Annotated in this window: 14 protein-coding genes; 6 read left to right on the top strand and 8 right to left on the bottom strand. The window is 57.6% G+C overall.

What is annotated here, in order from left to right; translation table 11 throughout:
- Positions 1–22: 22 nt before the first annotated feature.
- A complete protein-coding gene (locus ACFO5Q_RS14960) occupies positions 23–1,726 on the bottom strand; it encodes a U32 family peptidase (RefSeq protein WP_068144015.1) in 1,704 nt (567 codons plus the stop codon).
- A 191-nt stretch (positions 1,727–1,917) separates the two neighbouring features.
- Between ACFO5Q_RS14960 and ACFO5Q_RS14955 the strand changes: the two genes are divergently transcribed.
- From ACFO5Q_RS14955 to ACFO5Q_RS14940, 4 genes are all read left to right on the top strand, one after another.
- Positions 1,918–2,805: a dienelactone hydrolase family protein gene (locus tag ACFO5Q_RS14955; RefSeq protein ID WP_068144014.1), complete on the top strand. Its 888-nt coding sequence runs from the start codon at positions 1,918–1,920 to the stop codon at positions 2,803–2,805.
- Positions 2,806–2,913: 108 nt separating this feature from the next.
- Positions 2,914–4,257, top strand: coding sequence for a TldD/PmbA family protein (locus tag ACFO5Q_RS14950; RefSeq protein ID WP_068144013.1), 1,344 nt, complete (start codon positions 2,914–2,916; stop codon positions 4,255–4,257).
- A gap of 29 nt (positions 4,258–4,286) precedes the next feature.
- Positions 4,287–5,141 (top strand): 3'(2'),5'-bisphosphate nucleotidase CysQ, encoded by an 855-nt coding sequence (locus ACFO5Q_RS14945; RefSeq protein WP_068144011.1) that lies wholly within the window; start codon positions 4,287–4,289, stop codon positions 5,139–5,141.
- Between the two features lie 95 nt (positions 5,142–5,236).
- On the top strand, positions 5,237–7,381 hold the full coding sequence (locus tag ACFO5Q_RS14940; RefSeq protein WP_068144008.1) for an ATP-binding protein: 2,145 nt from the start codon (positions 5,237–5,239) through the stop codon (positions 7,379–7,381).
- 9 nt (positions 7,382–7,390) lie between these two features.
- Here ACFO5Q_RS14940 and ACFO5Q_RS14935 read toward each other — a convergent pair whose 3' ends face one another.
- Genes ACFO5Q_RS14935 through xseA form a run of 3 tightly spaced genes read right to left on the bottom strand, consistent with a single transcriptional unit; the run spans position 7,391 to position 10,426 of the window.
- The gene (locus ACFO5Q_RS14935) at positions 7,391–8,074 is read right to left on the bottom strand and encodes a TorF family putative porin (protein ID WP_068144006.1); all 684 of its coding nucleotides are present in this window, start codon (positions 8,072–8,074) and stop codon (positions 7,391–7,393) included.
- A gap of 3 nt (positions 8,075–8,077) precedes the next feature.
- Positions 8,078–8,899, bottom strand: a complete 822-nt coding sequence (locus ACFO5Q_RS14930; protein WP_068144005.1) for a M23 family metallopeptidase — start codon at positions 8,897–8,899, stop codon at positions 8,078–8,080.
- A 54-nt stretch (positions 8,900–8,953) separates the two neighbouring features.
- Positions 8,954–10,426, bottom strand: a complete 1,473-nt coding sequence (gene xseA / locus ACFO5Q_RS14925) for an exodeoxyribonuclease VII large subunit (RefSeq protein WP_068144003.1) — start codon at positions 10,424–10,426, stop codon at positions 8,954–8,956.
- Positions 10,427–10,551: 125 nt separating this feature from the next.
- Here xseA and purD point away from each other — a divergent pair, with 125 nt between their 5' ends.
- Positions 10,552–11,832, top strand: a complete 1,281-nt coding sequence (gene purD / locus ACFO5Q_RS14920; RefSeq protein WP_068144001.1) for a phosphoribosylamine--glycine ligase — start codon at positions 10,552–10,554, stop codon at positions 11,830–11,832.
- A gap of 75 nt (positions 11,833–11,907) precedes the next feature.
- Here the strand turns inward: purD and ACFO5Q_RS14915 are convergent, their stop codons facing one another.
- The 4 genes from ACFO5Q_RS14915 to ACFO5Q_RS14900 form a co-directional block, all read right to left on the bottom strand.
- The gene (locus ACFO5Q_RS14915; protein ID WP_156431861.1) at positions 11,908–13,431 is read right to left on the bottom strand and encodes a PAS domain-containing sensor histidine kinase; all 1,524 of its coding nucleotides are present in this window, start codon (positions 13,429–13,431) and stop codon (positions 11,908–11,910) included.
- Between the two features lie 175 nt (positions 13,432–13,606).
- The gene (locus ACFO5Q_RS14910; protein ID WP_068143999.1) at positions 13,607–14,812 is read right to left on the bottom strand and encodes an efflux RND transporter periplasmic adaptor subunit; all 1,206 of its coding nucleotides are present in this window, start codon (positions 14,810–14,812) and stop codon (positions 13,607–13,609) included.
- Positions 14,813–14,842: 30 nt separating this feature from the next.
- A complete protein-coding gene (locus tag ACFO5Q_RS14905; RefSeq protein ID WP_068143998.1) occupies positions 14,843–17,227 on the bottom strand; it encodes an ABC transporter permease in 2,385 nt (794 codons plus the stop codon).
- Positions 17,224–17,901: an ABC transporter ATP-binding protein gene (locus ACFO5Q_RS14900; RefSeq protein WP_231727091.1), complete on the bottom strand. Its 678-nt coding sequence runs from the start codon at positions 17,899–17,901 to the stop codon at positions 17,224–17,226. Before ACFO5Q_RS14900 ends, ACFO5Q_RS14905 begins: the two co-directional genes overlap by 4 nt.
- Before the next feature lie 290 nt (positions 17,902–18,191).
- Between ACFO5Q_RS14900 and ACFO5Q_RS14895 the strand changes: the two genes are divergently transcribed.
- The gene (locus ACFO5Q_RS14895; RefSeq protein WP_231727089.1) at positions 18,192–19,379 is read left to right on the top strand and encodes an efflux RND transporter periplasmic adaptor subunit; all 1,188 of its coding nucleotides are present in this window, start codon (positions 18,192–18,194) and stop codon (positions 19,377–19,379) included.
- The last annotated feature ends 1 nt before the right edge of the window (position 19,380 follow it).

Here is a 19,380-nt window from a genome sequence, read left to right as displayed (position 1 = left end):
CCTAACTCTGCCCGTCCTTGGGTCAGCCTGCAGCCAATTGGGCTTCATCTGCGGCCTGCTCCGCCTCAAGCGCGGCGATATCTTCGTCCGTCAGCTTGCGGGCCAGCATCTCACCCTGCTTTTTCTTCGCCAGAATCTCGCGAGCCTTGGCGTATTTGTCGTCGTGCCAGAACACCAGACAGCCATTACAGCCCTTGCCGCAACAGCCTTCAGTACCGCGCCGCGGTGTGCGGAGGCGCAGTTCCGACCGGCGCTCATCCAGCGCATCCTGCAGCGCCCCACGCTTTTGCTCATACACCGCTGCATTGCCCCGGCCCTGCTCAAGCGCTCTCGCCTCGGCGTCCAGCTTCAAGCGCGCCCACTGATCGTCCGTCAACGCCTTTTCTTTCCGAAGGATCGTCATGGGTGGGAAATCCGCCTGCAAGCTTTCCACTGTCTCCTGATCGAACAGATTAAACGGCAGGCGGATAAGCGGCGTGTTGCCCGCGTGCACCTCTGTGGTGATCTTGCCGTTTTCGGCATTTTCATACTCATAGACCCTAAGGAGCATGGGCTCTCGCGCACTTGGCGGCACAAACTCCACCACATCACCCGCAACCAGCTTGTTCTTGACCCGTACGATAAAGGCATCGTCGGTCACGTCTTCCACAAGACCCGCATATTCATGGTCCGCAAGCGTGTAGGTATCTTCGAACCCATGCGCATAGTTCGTGAGCCGCCCGTCGTGGAACGCCAGCGTGTAGCCGCGCGATGGCACGGTGGTCAGCTCTTTCATGAATGGGTCAGCGGACCAGCCTTCAGGGTCTTCGTACCAGGCATCAATCGCCATGCGGTAAGCCCGCGCCACCATGGCCACATAGTAGGGGCTTTTGCCGCGCCCTTCGACCTTCAGGCTGTCGACGCCGATGGAAAGCAGGTCATTCAGCTTCGGCATGATGCACAGGTCTTTACTGTTCAGAATATAGGTGCCGCGCTGGTCTTCCTCAATCGGCAGCAGGTCCCCCGGTCGGTACTCCTCCTCAATGAGGAATTCAAACAGCTCCAGGTTTTCTTCAGTGAGCGGCAGTTCCTTTACTGTGCCGTCCTTCAGGCGCATATGCACCTTGTATTTCCAGCGGCAGGAATTGGCGCATGCACCCTGGTTGGCGCCGCGTTCCGCCATGAAGTTAGAGAGCATGCAACGCCCCGAATAAGTCATGCACATGCTGCCGTGAACAAAGGCTTCAAGCTTGATGCCGGGGCATTTTTCACGAATTTCCTTCAGTTCCTCGAACGACACTTCACGCCCCAGAACCACAAGCCCCGCGCCCAGGTCTTCCCAGAATTTGACCGACTGCCAGGAACACACATTCGCCTGCGTTGAGATATGCAGTTCAAGCTCAGGCGCCTGTTCCTTTACAAACATGAACACGCCGGGGTCTGCCACGATCAGGCCGTCAGGCGCCACTTTGCGTACCGTCTCCAGATATTGCGGCAGCTTGGTGATGTCCTTGTTATGGGAGAAGAGGTTGAGCGTGAGGTAAACCCGTTTGCCGTGTTCGTGCGCGAACTTCACACCTTCAACCACGTCTTCGAGCGAGAAAGCGGATTTGGTGCGCAGGCTCATATCCGGCGTGCCCAGATAAACCGCATCAGCGCCATAGAGAACAGCAGCCTTCAGCTTTTCCAGGTTGCCCGCAGGCATCAACAGTTCAGACCGGCGTCCTGTAGCTGTTTTCAGTTTCATTTGGTCACTCTTCTTCATCGCTCGCACGTTAGCTTTCTGGCACCCCAAGGAGCCGGTTGGGGCGCGTCATACGCCATTTTCCGCAGATTTTCCAGCTTTTTGGCTGATCCAGACCCATGCGCGACACCGTACCGCATATCAGGGATTGTATGATATGCTACCCCTCGAGACAGGGATGGGAGGACAGAACAATGAGCGACCAGATAACACCACAGCAGGGAGTGCTGGATCTTTATGACAAATATGCCCACGGCTTTATCGACCGCCGCACCTTCATGAACCGGCTGGGCCGCTTCGCCGTCGGCGGCCTCACGGTCACGGCTCTCGCGAACAGCCTGCTCCCGAATTATGCGCTGGCCGAACAGGTGAAGCCAGACGACATGCGCATTGTGGGCGAAGACATTCTCTACCCGTCCCCGAACGGGGCGGGCACCATGATGGGCTATCTGGTGCGCCCCATTGACGCCTGCGACACCAACCCCCGTCCCGGCGTGGTGGTGATCCATGAAAACCGCGGCCTGAACCCTTATATCCGCGATGTGGCGCGGCGGCTGGCGGTTGCGGGATATGTGGCCTTGGCGCCTGACGCGCTCTATCCGCTTGGCGGCTATCCGGGTAATGACGACGATGGCCGCATGATGCAGCGCCAGCGCGACCGCGACGAGATGGTCGAGGATTTCAAGGCCGCGGTCAGCTTCCTTGAGAAACACCCCAACACCACCGGCAATGTCGGCTGTGTGGGCTTCTGCTTCGGCGGCAGTGTGTCAAACCGGCTTGCCGCGGAAGTGCCCAGCTTGAAGGCGGCCGTGCCCTTTTATGGCGGCGGCGTGAGCGCCGAGGCCGTGCCAAACATTAACGCCCCGCTCCTTATTCACCTTGGCGAACTGGACAAACGCGTGAACGCGGGCTGGCCGGATTATGAAGCGGCGCTTAAGGCAAACAATAAGGCCTACACTATGCATATGTATGAAGGCGCGAACCATGGTTTCCATAATGATACCACGCCCCGTTATGACGCAGAGGCCGCCGAGCTTGCCTGGGCACGCACGCTGGCGTTTTTCGCAGAGCACCTAGTGTAGGCTTTTCGCCCGCATCAACCTAAAACAGCCCAAAACAACATTGAACGCCAGCGCGTTCTATGGCTTAGTGTCGGCCATGTTTTTGATCTTATTTCCCAAGGATTTTTCATGACCGATACAACCCTCAACCTGCTTCAGGACCTTGTCTCAAGCGCGATGAAATCGGGTGCCGATGCCGCCGATGCCGTCGCGGTCGATGCCCGGTCGAAAAGCGTGTCCTGGCGCGAGGGCAAACTGGAGGATGTGGACGGGTCGGAAGGCGAAGACATCGGCCTTCGGGTCATGATTGGCAAGAAGCAGGCAATGGTGTCCACAAGTGACCGGCGCCCGGCCAGCCTGAAGGCACTGGTGGAACGCACGGTGACCATGGCCAAAGCCGTGCCGGACGACGAATATTGCGGCCTGGCACCCGAGGACAGGCTGCACACCGGCCCCCTGGCGGAGCTGGATCTCTATGACGCCACAGACGTTTCCGCCGAACAGCTGACAGACCTGGCCCGCGAAGCGGAAGACGCGACCCGTGCGGTCGAAGGTGTCACCAACAGTTCAGGCGCAAGCGCGGGCACAAGCAGTTGGGCCATTTCGCTTGTCACCAGCCATGGCTTTTCCGGCCACTATCAGGGGTCAAGCTTTTCCATTTCCTCCTCCGCCGTCGCAGGGGAAGGCACGGGCATGGAGCGCGATTATGAATTCACAAGCGCACGGCATTTCAGCGACCTTCAGAGCGCCGCTTGGGTAGGCACAGAAGCCGGCCAGCGTGCAGTGAAACGCCTGGGCGCGCAGAAGATGGCCAGCGGCCGCATGCCGCTTGTCTTCGACCCGCGCATCTCCAAATCCTTCGTCAACCACCTTTCCGGCGCCGTGAACGGCAGTGCCATCGCGCGCAAAAGCAGCTTCCTGCAGGACAAGATGGGCGAACAGATTTTCGCCACTGGCATCACCATAATCGATGATCCCCTGAAGGTACGCGGGCTTTCGTCGCGCATGTTTGATGGCGAAGGTGTAAGTGTCGGCGAATGTGCCATCGTGGAAGACGGCATCCTGCAGACATGGATGCTGAATTCCGCCACCGCACGCCAGCTAGGGCTTGAGGTCACGGGGCACGCGAGCCGCGGCACGTCTTCGGCACCCGGCATTTCGCACAGCAACCTTTATATGGCGCCCGGTGAGGTGAGCCCGTCGGACCTGATCGCAGACATCAAGGATGGCGTCTATGTGACCGAACTGATCGGCATGGGCGTGAACGGCGTGACCGGAGACTACAGCCGGGGAGCCGCGGGCTTCCGCATCAGGAATGGCGAGCTCGCGGAGCCTGTCAGCGAATTCACCATTGCCGGGAACCTTAAGGAAATGTTCAGGCATCTTGTGCCAGCATCAGACTTGTCATTCCGTTACGGCATCAACGCGCCGACCCTTCGGGTTGAAGGAATGACCGTCGCGGGGGCAGGATAAACCAGGCTGAGGCCAAGCCGAGACAGAGTGTGAGCACAAGTAGCGAACTTTTTGACGAAGATACCTGTCCGTGGGACCGCACGGACGATGCAAAGCTTATCCGCTCTGTGACCGAAGAGGCAGGCCGGATCGCCCTATCCTATTTCTCGCGCGATTGTCACGCCTGGGACAAATCACCCAACAACCCGGTATCCGAAGCCGATATGGCTGTTGATGAGTTTTTGCGCACCACATTGATGCAGAACCGCACGGGCTATGGCTGGTTGTCGGAAGAAACCGAAGACCACCCGGAGCGGCTCAGGTGTGGCCGCCTGTGGGTTGTTGACCCAATAGACGGCACCCGCGCGTTTCTCAGGAACGGTGACGACTGGGGCATATCCGTTGCCCTGGTGCAGGACCAGAAGCCTATTCTGGCAGCCTTTTATGCGCCGGTGAAAGACGCCTTCTATTTTGCCGAGGAAGGGCGCGGCGCCACGAAGAACGGCATGAACATTGGTGTGAGCGGCCAATCAGACCTGACAAAAGCCCGTATGATGGGCGACCCATGCGCCTTCAAGTCGGAAAAAATATGGCCGGAGCCATGGCCGAAGTCCATGCACACAGAACAGGCCAACTCCATCGCTCTCAGGATTTGCCAGATCGCGGACGGGCAGTTTGACTGCTGCGTGACACTCAGGCCCAAGAACGACTGGGACGTGGCGGCCGCAGACCTGATCCTGTCGGAAGCAGGCGGACAACTGACAACCGGTACAGGCAAAGGCCTGTTGTTCAACCGAAAAAAGCCACTGCATGACCATATCGTGGCCAGCACCCCGGGCCTGAGGGGCGCCATCATGGAACGTGTGGAACCGGCCCTTGCCGCCTGGCGCCATGTCGCCGCCTGATCTCTGAATCTTTCGGCCACGTTAACCTTCAATTTCCTTTTTTTGTGTATGCAGGTAGGTATGGTGGTTTGGGGCTCGCTGGAATTTGGTGCTGGATGACAGAATTCTTCTTTAGATCCTGGCTTGGTACACGCTTCAGCTTTTGGCTTGCAGCGATCTTTACGGCCATCGTTATTCTGGCTGTGCCATCCCTGGCAACCAGCAAACTGAGCGACGAGGCCCGCGCCCGTGCTGAAACTTTGCTTCCTAAAATCGTGGCCGCGCGGTCATCCGATGCCCACCTGCACCTTGCGCTTCTGAAAAACCGCCTTGAAAAGGACCTCGCCCCCTATGACCGCGCTGAGGTCCTGAAAGAGCTGGTCTTCCACTATATGGACATCGCGGAACCTGATGGACTTGAAGAAGCGGCGCGGGAGACTCAGGCGCTGGCTGCCGAACTGAAGGATACGGAGCTCAAGATTTATGGCGACCTGGCTCACGCCACTTACCTTTCACTAATAGGCGAGCTGTATCAGGCACGCGACAAGATTCTTGAAACCCGGGCCTTTGCAGAGCAAGAGGGCGATGACCTTGGCGTCTTTTTCGCCGATGCAACGCTGGCAATCCTAGGCCCCGAGCTGGGCAACTTCCTGGAGGGGCTTTCCACCATGTCGCAGGCTGCACAAACGCTGCCCGACACACCGCGCGGCAACCGCATGCGCATGCTGGCCTATCTGGTGCTGGCCTATACATATTCGGGCGTAGATGAAATTGACGCCATTATCGAAAACTATAGCAACGCGCTGGAGATTTCCGAGAAAGAAGGCATTGCCTTTGACCGCGAAAGCGCGCTTTTCAATATCGCCTCTACACTGAATAACCTGAAAGAAAACCAGCTTGCGAAGCAGTATTATCGGGGCCTTGAGAAAGTCATTGAGCAAACCGGTCGGGACTCCGGACACTATTATGTATTGTTCGGCCTTGCCTGGATTGCCTATGACGAGGAAAACTACGAAGAAAGCATAACGCTGGCAAAGGAAGCGCTGAACAATTATTCAAGCGATTCCGGCTTCGATACCTCTTTCTATGACCTGCTGGCTGTCAGCTACGCCCGACTGGGAGACGCAGAAACCGCCAAATCCTACCAGAAGATGGTACAGGACTTCTACAAGGAGCACCCCGACTACAGCCAGGATGGCCCCAGCGGGCAGGACATGCTCACCAGCGCCTATATTCTTCAGGCGGAAGGCAGATATGAAGAAGGTTTTGAGCTCCTGAACAAAGCGCGCCGGGAACTTCTGAACTCCCAGTTCAATCAGTTCCAGAGCAGCATCACAGATTTGCGGTCCAGCCTGGAGACCATGCTGGCGAAACAAAAAGCCGAAGCAGCACTCGCGGACGCCGAAGAAGCCTACACCCGGCTTGCCATCGCACTCGCGCTTTTGGTGGCCATTGCGGCGGTGACCGTTCTGGTAATGCAGCAGCGCCACAACCGGGCATTGAAGCGCAGCATGCTTCAGGCAGAAGCGGCCAACCAGGCCAAATCAGAATTCCTGGCGAACATGAGCCATGAGCTCAGAACGCCCCTGAACGCGATCCTCGGCTTTTCAGAGATGATGGAACATGAGGTCTTCGGCAAGCTGGGCGCGCCGCAATATGAAGAATATGTCGACCATATCAATGAAAGCGGCAAGCTTCTTCTCGATATCATCAACGATATCCTCGATCTGTCGAAAGTGGAATCGGGCCGACTTGTCCTGAAGGAACAGCCGGTCGATATCAGCGCATTACTTGACGATATCTCCAAACTGATGACGCCAAGGGTTACAGCCAAAAACATCACTCTGGAAACTCATGTTCCTGCAGACCTACCGATCCTGCACGGGGACAGGCGGCTCTTTAAGCAGGTCCTTCTGAACGTAGTTGGGAATGCTACCAAATTCACCAATGCGAATGGCCATATCAACATGCGGGCGGGAGTTGACAAGGACAACTGCCTCTATGTTGCGGTTGAAGACAACGGCATCGGCATGAGCCCGGACGAAGTGGTGATCGCCCTGACGCCCTTTGGGCAAGCCGGATCAACCATGACACGCAGCCACGAAGGCACAGGCCTTGGCTTGCCACTGGTGAAAAGCCTGATGGAACTGCACGGCGGGGAACTGGACATCGCGTCGGAAAAAGGTGTGGGCACAACGGTGACCATGCGCTTCCCGGCGTCGCGCACGCTCGCAAGCATGCGCTCCAAAGCCGCCAGCTAACTGCTCAGACTAGAAATAGAAGCGCGCACCAAAAACCAAGGCCCCTTCGCCCAGGTCATGCTCACGGCCGCTGTCTTCATACATGATGCTGAGCTCGACATTGTCGATGAACGCACTGACCCCAAGCCCCCAGTCCCATACATTCGACCGGTCCTGCCGCATGTCATAGCCAAGTCGCCCGATAAGCGTCAGTTCCGGCACGGATGGGATCGGCACTTCAAGGTCCGAGTAGACATAAAAGCTGTCGCGGTCTGGGTCGCTCCAGCGGCCATCCGGCGCGTAAGCTACACCGCCGCGAATGAAGGCCAGGCCAAAGTCCCGCGCCATGGTTGCCTTGAACTCGGGGAAGAAACGACTGTTGCCATCACCGTGAAAGCTGTCGAGCTCTGCCGAGAAATCATAGATGTATGTACCGGTGTCCATCTGGTAACCGGCATAAAACTCGGCCTTGGTTTCGCCGGCAAAGCCGTCCCCAAGGATGCCACCCACAACGCCGCCGTAAAAACCGCTATCATGAAAGGCGCCCACGGAGGCCACAAGGACAGGGTCCTTGTCAGAAAGGCTCAGCCCCCTATCGCGATAGTCGCTCAGAACGCCGACATAGCCGTCAATCGCAAGACTTTCATCGTCTTGCGCGGTGGCTGCGGTTGAGGCCGCCAGCAATAATCCAAGGCAGCTGATTGTCTTTTTCATTTTTTAGTCCTCGATGCTGTCACTAATCAGTAGTTGCGGATCAAGCCGCACATTTTTCCAGTTCACCCGCCAGTCCACATGGGGGCCACTCGCGCGTCCGGTGGCTCCGATGGTGCCGATCAGGTCACCCTGGTGTATCCAGGCGCCCTCTTTAACATCCACGCTGTTCATATGAAACAGGGTGGAGGTAACGCCAAACCCGTGGTCGATGATCACGATACCGCCTTCCAGAAGAAAATCAGGCACTGCGAGCCGCACAACACCTCCCGCCGGGGCATGGACCGGCGTGCCAGTGGGCCCCGCGATATCCAGACCGTAATGGGGGCTTCTGGGCTTGCCGTTCAAGATGCGCTGACTGCCGTAGAAGCCGGAGAGCCGACCTTCAGCGGGCCGGATGAACCCCCGCGACCAATGCATATTGTCCGCCAGGAAGCTGCGGGCCTCACGCACCTTCCCGGTTTCTACCTTACGGCGTTCGCGCCATTCAGGCGGCGGCGTAACCGTTTTGGGCGGCAGGCCGTCAACGCGTTCGATATCGAATTCGCGTTTCTCGATCCTGAGCGTACGTTCCTCGCGCTTGCCGTCGCGGTGCAGGATCACAAGCGATGCCGTTGGCCCCTCATCCCGACCAAAGCCGAAAACAAAATGACCTTCCTGGCCAACCTTCACGGGCTCGCCGTTAAGGCTCATTTCACTGCCTGGGGAAAGCTGCCCCCAAACAAGGCCGCCCTGCACCAGCTGCCCCTGCAGCTCAACCGCGTGCACGAGCGGCGACAGCACGGTGAACAGAAGGACGGCAACACATATTTGGACAATCTTGATCATGAGACCCTGTTTCTCTTGTGAAGACGGCAAAAGTTGGGCATTTGCCGCCGATTTTTAAAGTAGCGAGCCCTGTCGGTCATCGCCGCCCGGCGTTTTTGCTTTAGGCTTTTTCTTTGGCGCAGGCTTCGGCTTTTGAACCGGCTTGGGCGCGTCGCCACCAAGAACCTGCATGTCGCTGGTGCCATCCGCGAAGCGCACGGTCACCTGATCCCCTGCAGCAAGGCTTGCCGCTTTCGAAACCGGTGTCCCACTTGCGTCCTCCACCAGTGCGTAGCCGCGCTCAAGCACCCGCTCATAGCTCAGGCTGTCCAGCATCCGGCCACTGGCTGCAAGGCGCGATCCCAGATCTTCCAGCTTCCGGGCATAGGCTGGCGTCAACCGTTTTGATGTGCTTTCCAGTTCCTTACCCCTGAAGGTCACAAGCTGCTTCAAGCGCCCCACGCTCAAGCCGCCCACAAGACGATTGAGCTGAATGGATTTTTGCTGCACAGCCGCCACAAGACCGCGCGGCAAACGGTCCGACAGATCATCGAAGCGCTGCTGCGCCAGCCCCAGGATATCACGCGGGCTTGGCAGACCACGGGCAAGGCCGCGCAGGCGTTCTTCCCGGTCCCGCAGCATGGTTACCCTTAGTCCTGCAAGGCGGCGCCCAAGGTCTGCCACCGTGAAGCGCAGGTCTTCACGCACCGGCACGGCCTTCTCTGCCGCCCCTGTCGGCGTTGGCGCGCGCAGGTCAGACGCATAGTCAATCAGCGTGGTGTCAGTTTCGTGCCCCACGGCGGATATCAGCGGAATATCACTCTCTGCCGCGGCACGTACCACGGCTTCTTCGTTGAAGGACCACAGGTCCTCGATCGAGCCACCACCGCGCGCCACGATCAGAAGGTCCGGCCGTGGGATGTCGCGCGAACCGTCGATAGCATTGAACCCTTTGATCGCATTGGCCACCTGGTCCGCGGCACCTTCGCCCTGCACCAACACAGGCCAGACCAGCACATGGCGTGGGAAACGGTCATTCAGGCGGTGCAGGATATCGCGGATGACTGCGCCCGTAGGTGACGTGACCACACCAATCACCTGCGGCAGGTAGGGAATCGGCTTCTTTCGCGCTGGATCGAACAGGCCCTCAGCCGCTAGCTTCTTCTTGCGTTCTTCCAGAAGCGCCATCAGCGCACCCGCGCCTGCGGGCTCCATATGCTCCACCACCATCTGGTATTTGGAGCGCGCCGGGTATGTTGTCAGCTTGCCGGTACAGATGACTTCAAGTCCGTCTTCCGGCTTGAAGGCAAAGCGCCCAGCCACACCACGCCAGCAGACACCATCCAGCACGGCTTTATCATCCTTCAGCGCGAAATAGAGATGCCCTGAAGCCGGGCGCTTGACGCCTGAAAGCTCAGCGCGCACGCGCACATAGCCGAACTGGTCCTCAACCGAACGCTTCAAGGCGCCCGAAAGTTCCGAGACGCTATATTCAAAGACGTTGCGTGCGCCTGATGGCGCGCCAGCTGGCGTGTCGTCATTCGACATTGCCGCGATGCTCCCTTACTTTTTTGCCGCACCTGATGGATTTGCCCCAGTTCAGGCTTGAGTGCTCAGGAACCTATGATACAAGGGGGCAGCCTTCAAGCAACCATCATATGACTGGATAAAAAATGAACATTCTCGTCATCGGCTCAGGTGGCCGCGAACATGCCCTTTGCTGGAAAATTGCCCAGAGCCCGTTGGTGGATACGCTCTATTGTGCGCCCGGTAACGGCGGCATCGCCGATGTAGCTGCCTGCGTACCGCTGGACGCCAAAGACTTTGACGCTGTGATCAGTTTCTGCCGCGAGATGGCGATTGATTTTGTCGTGGTCGGCCCCGAGGACCCACTGGTCGCAGGCCTTGTGGATGCACTGACGGAGGCCGACATCCTGGCATTCGGCCCCACCGCAGGGGCCGCGCAGCTTGAAGGCTCCAAAGGCTTCACCAAGGACGTGTGCGCCAAATATGACATCCCTACCGCCGCCTATGGCCGGTTCAAATCGGCTGCAGACGCGAAGGCCTATGTTGAAAAACAGGGTGCCCCGATTGTCGTGAAGGCAGATGGCCTTGCGGCGGGTAAGGGCGTCATCCTGGCGCAAACAGTTGAAGAAGCCTTTGCTGCTATCGACGATATTTTCGGCGGCGCTTTTGGTGATGCCGGTGCCGAAGTGGTGGTAGAAGAATTCCTGACCGGCGAGGAAGCCAGCTTCTTCGTGCTGTGCGACGGGCAAAACACGCTGGCGCTGGCAACCGCCCAGGATCACAAGGCCGTGGGCGAAGGCGATACAGGCCCCAACACCGGCGGCATGGGCGCCTACAGCCCGGCACCGGTTATGACAGACGATATGTGCGACCGTGTGATGAATGAGATCATCAACCCCACCGTCAAGGCCATGGCCGACATGGGCCATCCCTTCCGGGGTGTGTTTTTCGCAGGGCTCATGATTACAGCAGAGGGCCCGAAACTGATCGAATATAACGTACGCTTCGGCGACCCTGAGTGCCAGGTGCTGATGTCCCGGATGAAAAGTGATTTCGTTCCGCTGCTGCTGGCAAGCGCCAAGGGCGAATTGGACGACTGTACAGTAGAATGGCGCGATGATGTAGCGCTGACCGTGGTGATGGCCACCAAGGGCTATCCCGGCAGCTACCAAAAGGGCGATGAGATCAGCGGCATCAAGGCAGCCGAACGGAAAACCGGCGCCACCGTGTTCCATGCGGGCACCAAGCTTGAAGAAGGTATCCTGGTGGCAAACGGTGGCCGTGTGCTGAATGTGACAGCCCTTGGCGCAACTGTGACCGAAGCGCAGAAAACAGCCTATGAAGCTGTCGACACCGTGAACTGGCCCGGTGGCTTCTGTCGCCGCGACATCGGCTGGCGGGCGGTTGAGCGCGAAAAGGCCCAGTAGCCCCTATCCAAAACACACAAAAGCCGGCCTCAGAAGCCGGCTTTTTAAATTGCTGCATTGCCACGCAAAAGCGCCTTAATCGTCTTTGTCTTTGCCTTTCGAGCGCACTTTGAAAGGCGGGAAGACAATACTGACGCGCGTGCCGACACCGGGCTGGCTGTCAATCGTCATGGTGGCGCTAAGCTTTTCTGCAAAAGCAGAGATCAGCGGCAAGCCAAGACCCGACCCTTCGTGACGGCGGCTGAGGCTGCTGTCCACCTGGCCGAACGGGCGTTTTGCGATCTTGATCTCCTCCCCCGTCATGCCGATGCCCGTATCTTCAACACTGAGGCACAGACCACCGGGGGCCGTTTTCTCAAGTTTCATCACCACACTGCCGCCAGGTTCTGTGAATTTGATCGCATTCGACAGAAGGTTGAGGGCGATCTGCTTGATCAGCCGATCATCAGCCTCCAGAAGAATGTCATCGTCAAATTCATAGCTCAGCTTCAGTTCCGCCTCGCGGGCGCGCTGCTGCACCAGGTTGATGCACATCTCAAGGTTTTCAAGCGGGTCAACCCAGGTCAGGTAGGCTTCAAGGCGTCCAGCTTCCACCTTCGACAGGTCAAGGATGTCGTTGATGATTGACAAAAGGTGCGTGCCGCTTTCGTGAATATCCTTGGCATATTCAGCGTATCGCGGTGTCCCCAAAGGGCCGATCATCTCTTCCTTGATGATCTCCGCAAACCCAAGGATCGCGTTCAGGGGCGTTCTCAGCTCATGGCTCATGTTCGCGAGAAACTCAGACTTGGCGCGGTTCGCGAGTTCGGCTGAATCCTTGCTGCGCTGAAGCTCCTGTGCCTGCGTCAGATCTTCAGTGACATCCCGACCAATCATCAACAGCATCGGCTCTTCGTCGCGCTCGATCTTTTGCGCAAACAGTCGGAAATGACGGATCAGGTTGCCACGCGTTTTTACTGTGGTGGGCACGTCAGTCATCGAAGCATTCATCTTCAGTTCCTCGACAAAGCGGCCAAGGAACGTAGTATCTGCCCAGATATCCAGCTCAGCCGATGTCTTGCCGATCACATCATCGCGCCGACGCCCAAAAACATTCAGGAATGCCGGGTTCACATCCAGTATCTTCCCGTCCACGAGGCTTGATATGATCATCACCTCGGGCGTCAGGTTGAAGATGTTGCGGAACTTGCGTTCAGATTGGGCGTAGGCCTGTTCGGTTTCACGCTTGTCGGTGATATCGGTCAGCGATGCTGTGACCGCCGGTTTTCCTTCCCATATGATCTGGGCTGCGCGAAAGGAACACCAGCGAACCTCACCATCCGCCCTCAGTATCCGGGCTTCATAGCTATCAGGCGCATCACCGCCCCCAATGCGCTGGGCGTAATAGTCTTCGATCCGCTTATAGTCTTCGGGGTGAAGCCAATGTTCCATCGGCTCTTTCAGCATGTCTTCTTTCGGGCCTTCGAAGCCCATTAGCCTTCGCAAGGCCTCATTGACAAAAAGGACCTCTGCTTCGCGGCGTACGATCACGCCTTCCGTCAGCAAATCCATTACTGCGGAGAGGTCGTCAGACGACGTTACGCCCTGGTCTGTGTCCAAGTGCGCCTCCTTCGGCTGGCCCTTTTTGTTCTGAAAACTGGTCGTCACCCTGAATCCTCACAACTGGTTCACCAGAAATCATAGATTCAGGGCAGAAAATTGCAATGACAATGGTTACTTAAGTTCATTTGCCTGACAGGCTTTATCATTGAACAGAATGCCCAGTAACCATCTGTTATTGAACATGAATAGTTACCGACATGCCGTCTTCGAGGACATCCGCAGGATGCAGGACCACGGTTTCCCCGTCAGTTAGTCCACCCATTATTTCAGCCTCGCGGTCGTTCATGCGACCAACTTCAACTTCGGTCAGCACTGCCGTATCGTCGATGATACGGAAAACCGCCCAGCTTTCGCCCTTGCGAAACAGGGCGCTTGTGGGCACCTGGAGGACATTCTCCCCTTCCCACAAAATGATGCGTGGCTCGACACGGAACCCATGCCCGAGCTGGCCCAGTTGTTCCCGTGACGCATCGTCAAAATCGATGATTATGTTCACCCGCTGCTCTTCAATGCCGAGCGCCGAAAACTTTGTGAATCCTTTGGGCTCCACCAGACGCACATGGCCCGACAGTGGCTCACCACCCCAGCCTTCCACCATCACGTGCGCACCGGGCTTAACTTGTACTGCCTGATGCGACAGAAAGTCTGCCACGATTTCAATGTCTTGCGGGTCGCCAAGTTCCAGAAGCGGGGTTCCGACAGCGACAACACCTTCGCTTTCATGGCTTAGCGCCAGAACAGCTCCGCTAATCGGCGCATTGATCTGCACCACACCGCCACCCGCGCCGTCTGCCTGGTCCGGCCCAATGAGCGCGGCTTCCGCCACCGCGACATCGGCCCGGCGCATACGGACGCTGGATTTGGCAGTATCAAGCTGGGCAGCCGCCGTTCGGAACGCGAGCTGCGCGCGGTCAAGAGCTGCCGGGCTAGCCGTATTGCTGGCCACCAGCGTTTCTGTGCGTTTGATTTCAGCTTGCGCGTAATCCACCTCGGCCTCTGCCTTGCTGACGCTGGCCTGCGCAAGTTCAAGCGCCGCGCGCGCGGCTTCCACTGCGGCTTCCGCCTCTTTCTGGCGGCGTTCGTCAAGGAAGGCAGGGCCTGAGGGCAGCATAGTCGCCAGAAGCGTTTCACCGGCAACCACACGGTCACCCACTTCCGGCTCAAGCCGCAGCACCCGCCCGGCAATCGGTGCCGAAACCACATAAAGTTCCTTCACCCGCGTGCGGCCATCATCCGTGATTGAAATCTGCATTGGCCCACGTGACGCGGCTCCCGCTTCCACATGCAAGGGTTCAGGCCGGAAAGCGAATATCAGAAACGCCAGGACAAGTGCCCCCATGGCGGTAAACATGATTGTGCGCGCACGCGGTGCAGCCATTTTATTTTCCTCTCCGTTCACGCTTTATCATTATTCGCGCGTTTTCAGGGCCATAACCAAATTCAGCTTGGCCACTTGTCTTGCAATCACGGCGGCAGATACGACCGCTGCCAGAATAATCACGGTCGTCGCATATGCAAACGACCAGTTGGAAACTGTTGTCGGAACGCGGAACAGCTCGCTGCTCATGCTCGAATGGATAAAGAGCGCAAGCTGATACCCCAGGAAGGCACCGATCGGCAGCGCCAGGAAGGTCAGCACCGCCAGTTCACCCAGAAGGACGGCATTCACTTCGCCAACCGTGAAACCAAGGACGCGCAAGCTCGCAATCTCTCGCTGGCGCTCATAAAAGGATATGCGCGCACCTGAAAAAACCACGCCGATGGCGATCAGGCTAGCAAAGAGCGAGTTGAAGAAGGTCATGGTGCCCATGGTTTCATCCATCGTGTCAGCCATGGACTTCCGCGACGACTGGTTCGTCGACACTGCCGCCACTGTGGGCATATCCTTCAGCAGGCTGTAGATTCTGTTCTGCTCGCGCGCATCCACCATCAGATAAGCTCCTGACACGCGGTCGCCTTCCCGCAACAGCGCCGACAGGTCATCGATATCCATATAGGCGGGTGTGCCCAGATAGGTGGGCACCACCTTCATCACCGGCAGACGTTCTGATTTCCTCAGCCCATCCTTGAAATCAATCGTCACCATATCACCTGGTTTTGCAGCAAGCGCTGTTGCCAGGCTGTCGGATAAGGTCACCCCACGGGGGGCGGGATTGACAGCCTGGTCATTCTCATTGATCAACACATTCAGATCAGCGTTCTGCACCACCCCCATCACCCCCTGGTGGCGATAACGGTGGCCATATTTGATAGTTGAAGGCGCGGACAGGAAAGGTTCCGCTGCGATCACGCCGTCTAGCGCCATCAGGTCATTGATAACCACCGGGTCCTGTTTTTCGGTGAAAGCAACCGTAAGATCCTGCCGGCTGACAAGTTCGAACTGTGTCGCGATCATGAGGTTAACCGCATCCTGGCCACTTTGCGCACCGATCATGATAGCCATGCCCATGGCCACCCCAAGGCAGGTCAGGGACGAACGGCCGGGCCAGCGCGCGATGTGACGCACAATCATGCGCATCCCCTGGTCCATCCAGCGCGCCCTTGAGGCGAACGAGCCAAGCTTGCTGTAGTCGGTCGGGGGCGGCGGCGCCATGGCAACCGCAGGCCTGAGCGAAATGGTCTTCCTGACAGCCAGCAGCACACCAAGCACGCCAGCAACGACAGCGAACACAGCCGCCCGCAGATAAATCCCCACACCGGGATCGAAGATCAAAATCGGGAACTTGTAAAAGTCCTGATAGATGCTGGCCATGCCGCCCCCCATGCGGTATCCCGCAAACCAGCCCCCGAGCACGCCAAGAAGCACGATGATTCCAGCAAAACGCAAATAGTGCCAGACAATCGCCGCCGGGCGGTAACCGAAAGCCTTCATCAGGCCGATCTGTTCGCGCTCCTGCTCCACGATCCGGGTCACCACCATATTCAGCAAAAAAGCGGCCACCCCCAGGAAGATCGGCGGCAACAAGCCGCCAAGCGTATCAAGCTGGGTAAACTCGCTTTGCAGGAATTCGTCCGACAGCTGATCGTCACGGTGGTAGGCGCCGATACCGCCATAGCGGTCCAAAACAACGTCGATTTTTGCCAGCACTTCAGGCACGCTGGCGCTGCGATCCAACAGAAAGACAGCTTCATTGAAGGCGCCATCCATATTGTAGGCATGCCCCAGTGCCTCATACCCCATCCACATGATGGCATAGCGCCGGGCATTGGGGATCATTTCGCCAGGCGCGATCGAGTAGATAAACTCAGGCGCCAGCGCAATGCCGGAAATCTTGAGCGTTCGCCTGACACCATAGAGCGTCGCCGCGATCTGATCACCCACACGCAGATTGTGAGCTTCGGCGAAGTCGTCCGCTATCACCACCTGCTCGGAACTATGCTCGGGCAGGCTTCCAGCCTTGAGGTAAAGCGAGTTGATACGCGGCATCCGGCCATCCGGCAGGGACACGATTTTTGCACGCACAGGCTCCGCCTCAAGCGGCATATCCAATATCCCGCCCACAGCGATGCGGCCTTCGGCAAGCCGCACGCCAGGGATGTTCTTCAGATGCTCCAGCTCCTGCAGGGGCGCGCGACGCGCGGGCGCCCAAACGTCAGCCATGGCGTAGCGGCTATAGTATGCCGTCAGCGTATCCTTGAGTGATGCCAACGTGCCATTCATCATCACATAGATGGCCACCCCGCACCCCAGCACAAGGCTGACGGCCAGCACCTGGCCCCACATCAGATTGATGTCGCGCAGGAGCTTGCGGTTCAGTGGCTTGAAAAGCGTGATGAGACGGCTGCGGATCATAGATGGATATCCTCCGGCTTGGCGCGCGTCTCGTTAACCACTTCGCGGTCGATGCTGCCATCCTTGAAATGCAGCACCCGGTGCGCCAGCGGCGCAATGCCCTGGTGGTGGGTCACCATCAGCATGGTGGTGCCAAGTTCCTCCACGACACGGTTCAGCGCATTCAGCACTTTCAGGCTTGTTGTCGAATCAAGTGCCCCGGTTGGTTCATCGCAGAACAGCACACTAGGGCGCTTTGCGATGGCGCGCGCAATGGCCACACGCTGCTGCTCGCCGCCCGAAAGCTCGCTGGGGAAATGCTTGAGCCGCTCGCCAAGGCCAACCAGATGAAGCGCGTCTGCGGCCTTCAGCGGATGGGCCGCGATTTCGGTCACCAGTTCCACGTTTTCCTCGGCCGTTAGCCCGGGCATCAGATTGTAGTTCTGGAAAACGAACCCGATATTGTCACGCCGATAGCTGGTGAGTTCCCGGTCGGTCATGGTGGTCAAATCATTGCCCTTATAGAGAACGTGTCCGTCCGTTGGCGTGTCAAGCCCGCCAAGGATGTTCAAAAGGGTGGATTTGCCGCTGCCGGATGGCCCAAGAAGAACGATCACTTCGCCCATCTCGATTGTCAGGTCCACACCCCTGAGCGCGCGCACCTGGGCCGAGCCTTCCCCATAAATCTTGGTCAAGCCTGTAACTTCAAAGCATGTCCCGGAATTCAGCATCTGGCCCCATTCTGAATCTTCCATACCATAGCAGACTTAAAGCATGGCATTCACCTGCTAAAGACGACGAAAAGTCGCACAAAGTTCGCCCCTTTTTCCGCTTTCCCCTTAAAATTAATGCCGTGACAAACTATATCTTATTAGTATATATGGGAAACCATAGAACAAGTGGCATAAGCCACGATATATAAGTGGCATAAGCCACACAATAACGACAAGTGACGCAAGTCACACAGAAAAAACGCGAGGATGACGTGAGGAAGATTCTTAAGATTGCCGCACCTGGAATGGTGCTGGCGGCTGCCATTGGTTCTGTTATGGTACTTGCTGCAGCCAAAGATGCCCCGGAAAAGAAACAAGAAGCGCCGCGACCCGTTTCGCTGCACGTTGACGAAGTACGTGCAGAGCGCGTTGCCTTGTCTGTGCGCACACAGGGCGAGGTTCGCCCGAAAACAGAGGTAGACCTGACACCACAAGTGTCGGGGCGCATCATTTCGATTTCAGAGTCGTTTGCTGAAGGCGCCGGGTTTCATGCAGGCGACACACTGATCCAGATTGATGACTCAGATTACCGCCTGGCAGTAACCAGCGCGGAAGCCCGGGTTGCTGAAGCCCGCGTAAGGCTTGAGCAAGAGCTCGCAGATGCGCGCATCAAGAAAAAGCAGTGGCAGGATTGGGTTAAGGATGGCGAGCCAACGCCCCTCGCCCTGAACCAGCCACAGGTTGCCGAAGCCCAGGCGAAATTGCGTGCAGCTGAAGCTGACCTTGAAAAAGCCAAACTGAATTTGGACCGCACCCAGATCAAGGTGCCTTTTGCGGGCCGCGTTCTGGAACGCAAGGTCGGTGTTGGCCAATTCGTGAATGTCGGCACTGAACTGGGCCGCGTGTTCGCAACAGATAAAGTGGAAGTTCGCCTGCCGCTGACCGATAGCCAACTGACTGAGCTTGACCTGCCACTTGGCTTCGTCGCAACCGCTGACAACGCGCCCGCTGTGACTTTCAGCGCGACAATGGGCGGTGAAGCTCACACTTGGACGGGCCGCATTGTGCGCACCCATGCCTCGGTGGATCAACAAACCCGACTGATGTATGCGGTCGCCGAAGTATTGGACCCTTATGGCCTTTCAGTAGACGAAAAAGGCATGCCAATGGCTGTCGGCCTGTTTGTCAATGCCGAGATCAAAGGGGTTGTGCCACAGAATGCTCTGGTGATGCCTCGCGACGCTCTCAGGAGCGAAGACAAGGTCTATGTGATCAAAGACAACAAGCTTGAAATCAAGACTGTCGAAGTCCTGTCGACATCTGTGGATCGTGTCTTTGTGTCGGCAGGCGTGGCGCCTGGCGATAAAGTTGTCACGTCGCCTGTCCGCGCCGCGTATGAAGGTATGGCTGTACAGGCCATCGAGCGTAGCGCACAGAACCTAGATAACGCGTCGCGTTAAG

Origin of the sequence: Kordiimonas lipolytica (assembly GCF_042651265.1) — a bacterium.
In the GTDB taxonomy this organism is placed as follows: Bacteria; Pseudomonadota; Alphaproteobacteria; order Sphingomonadales; family Kordiimonadaceae; genus Kordiimonas; species Kordiimonas lipolytica.
This window is presented reverse-complemented; position numbering and strand designations above follow the sequence as displayed.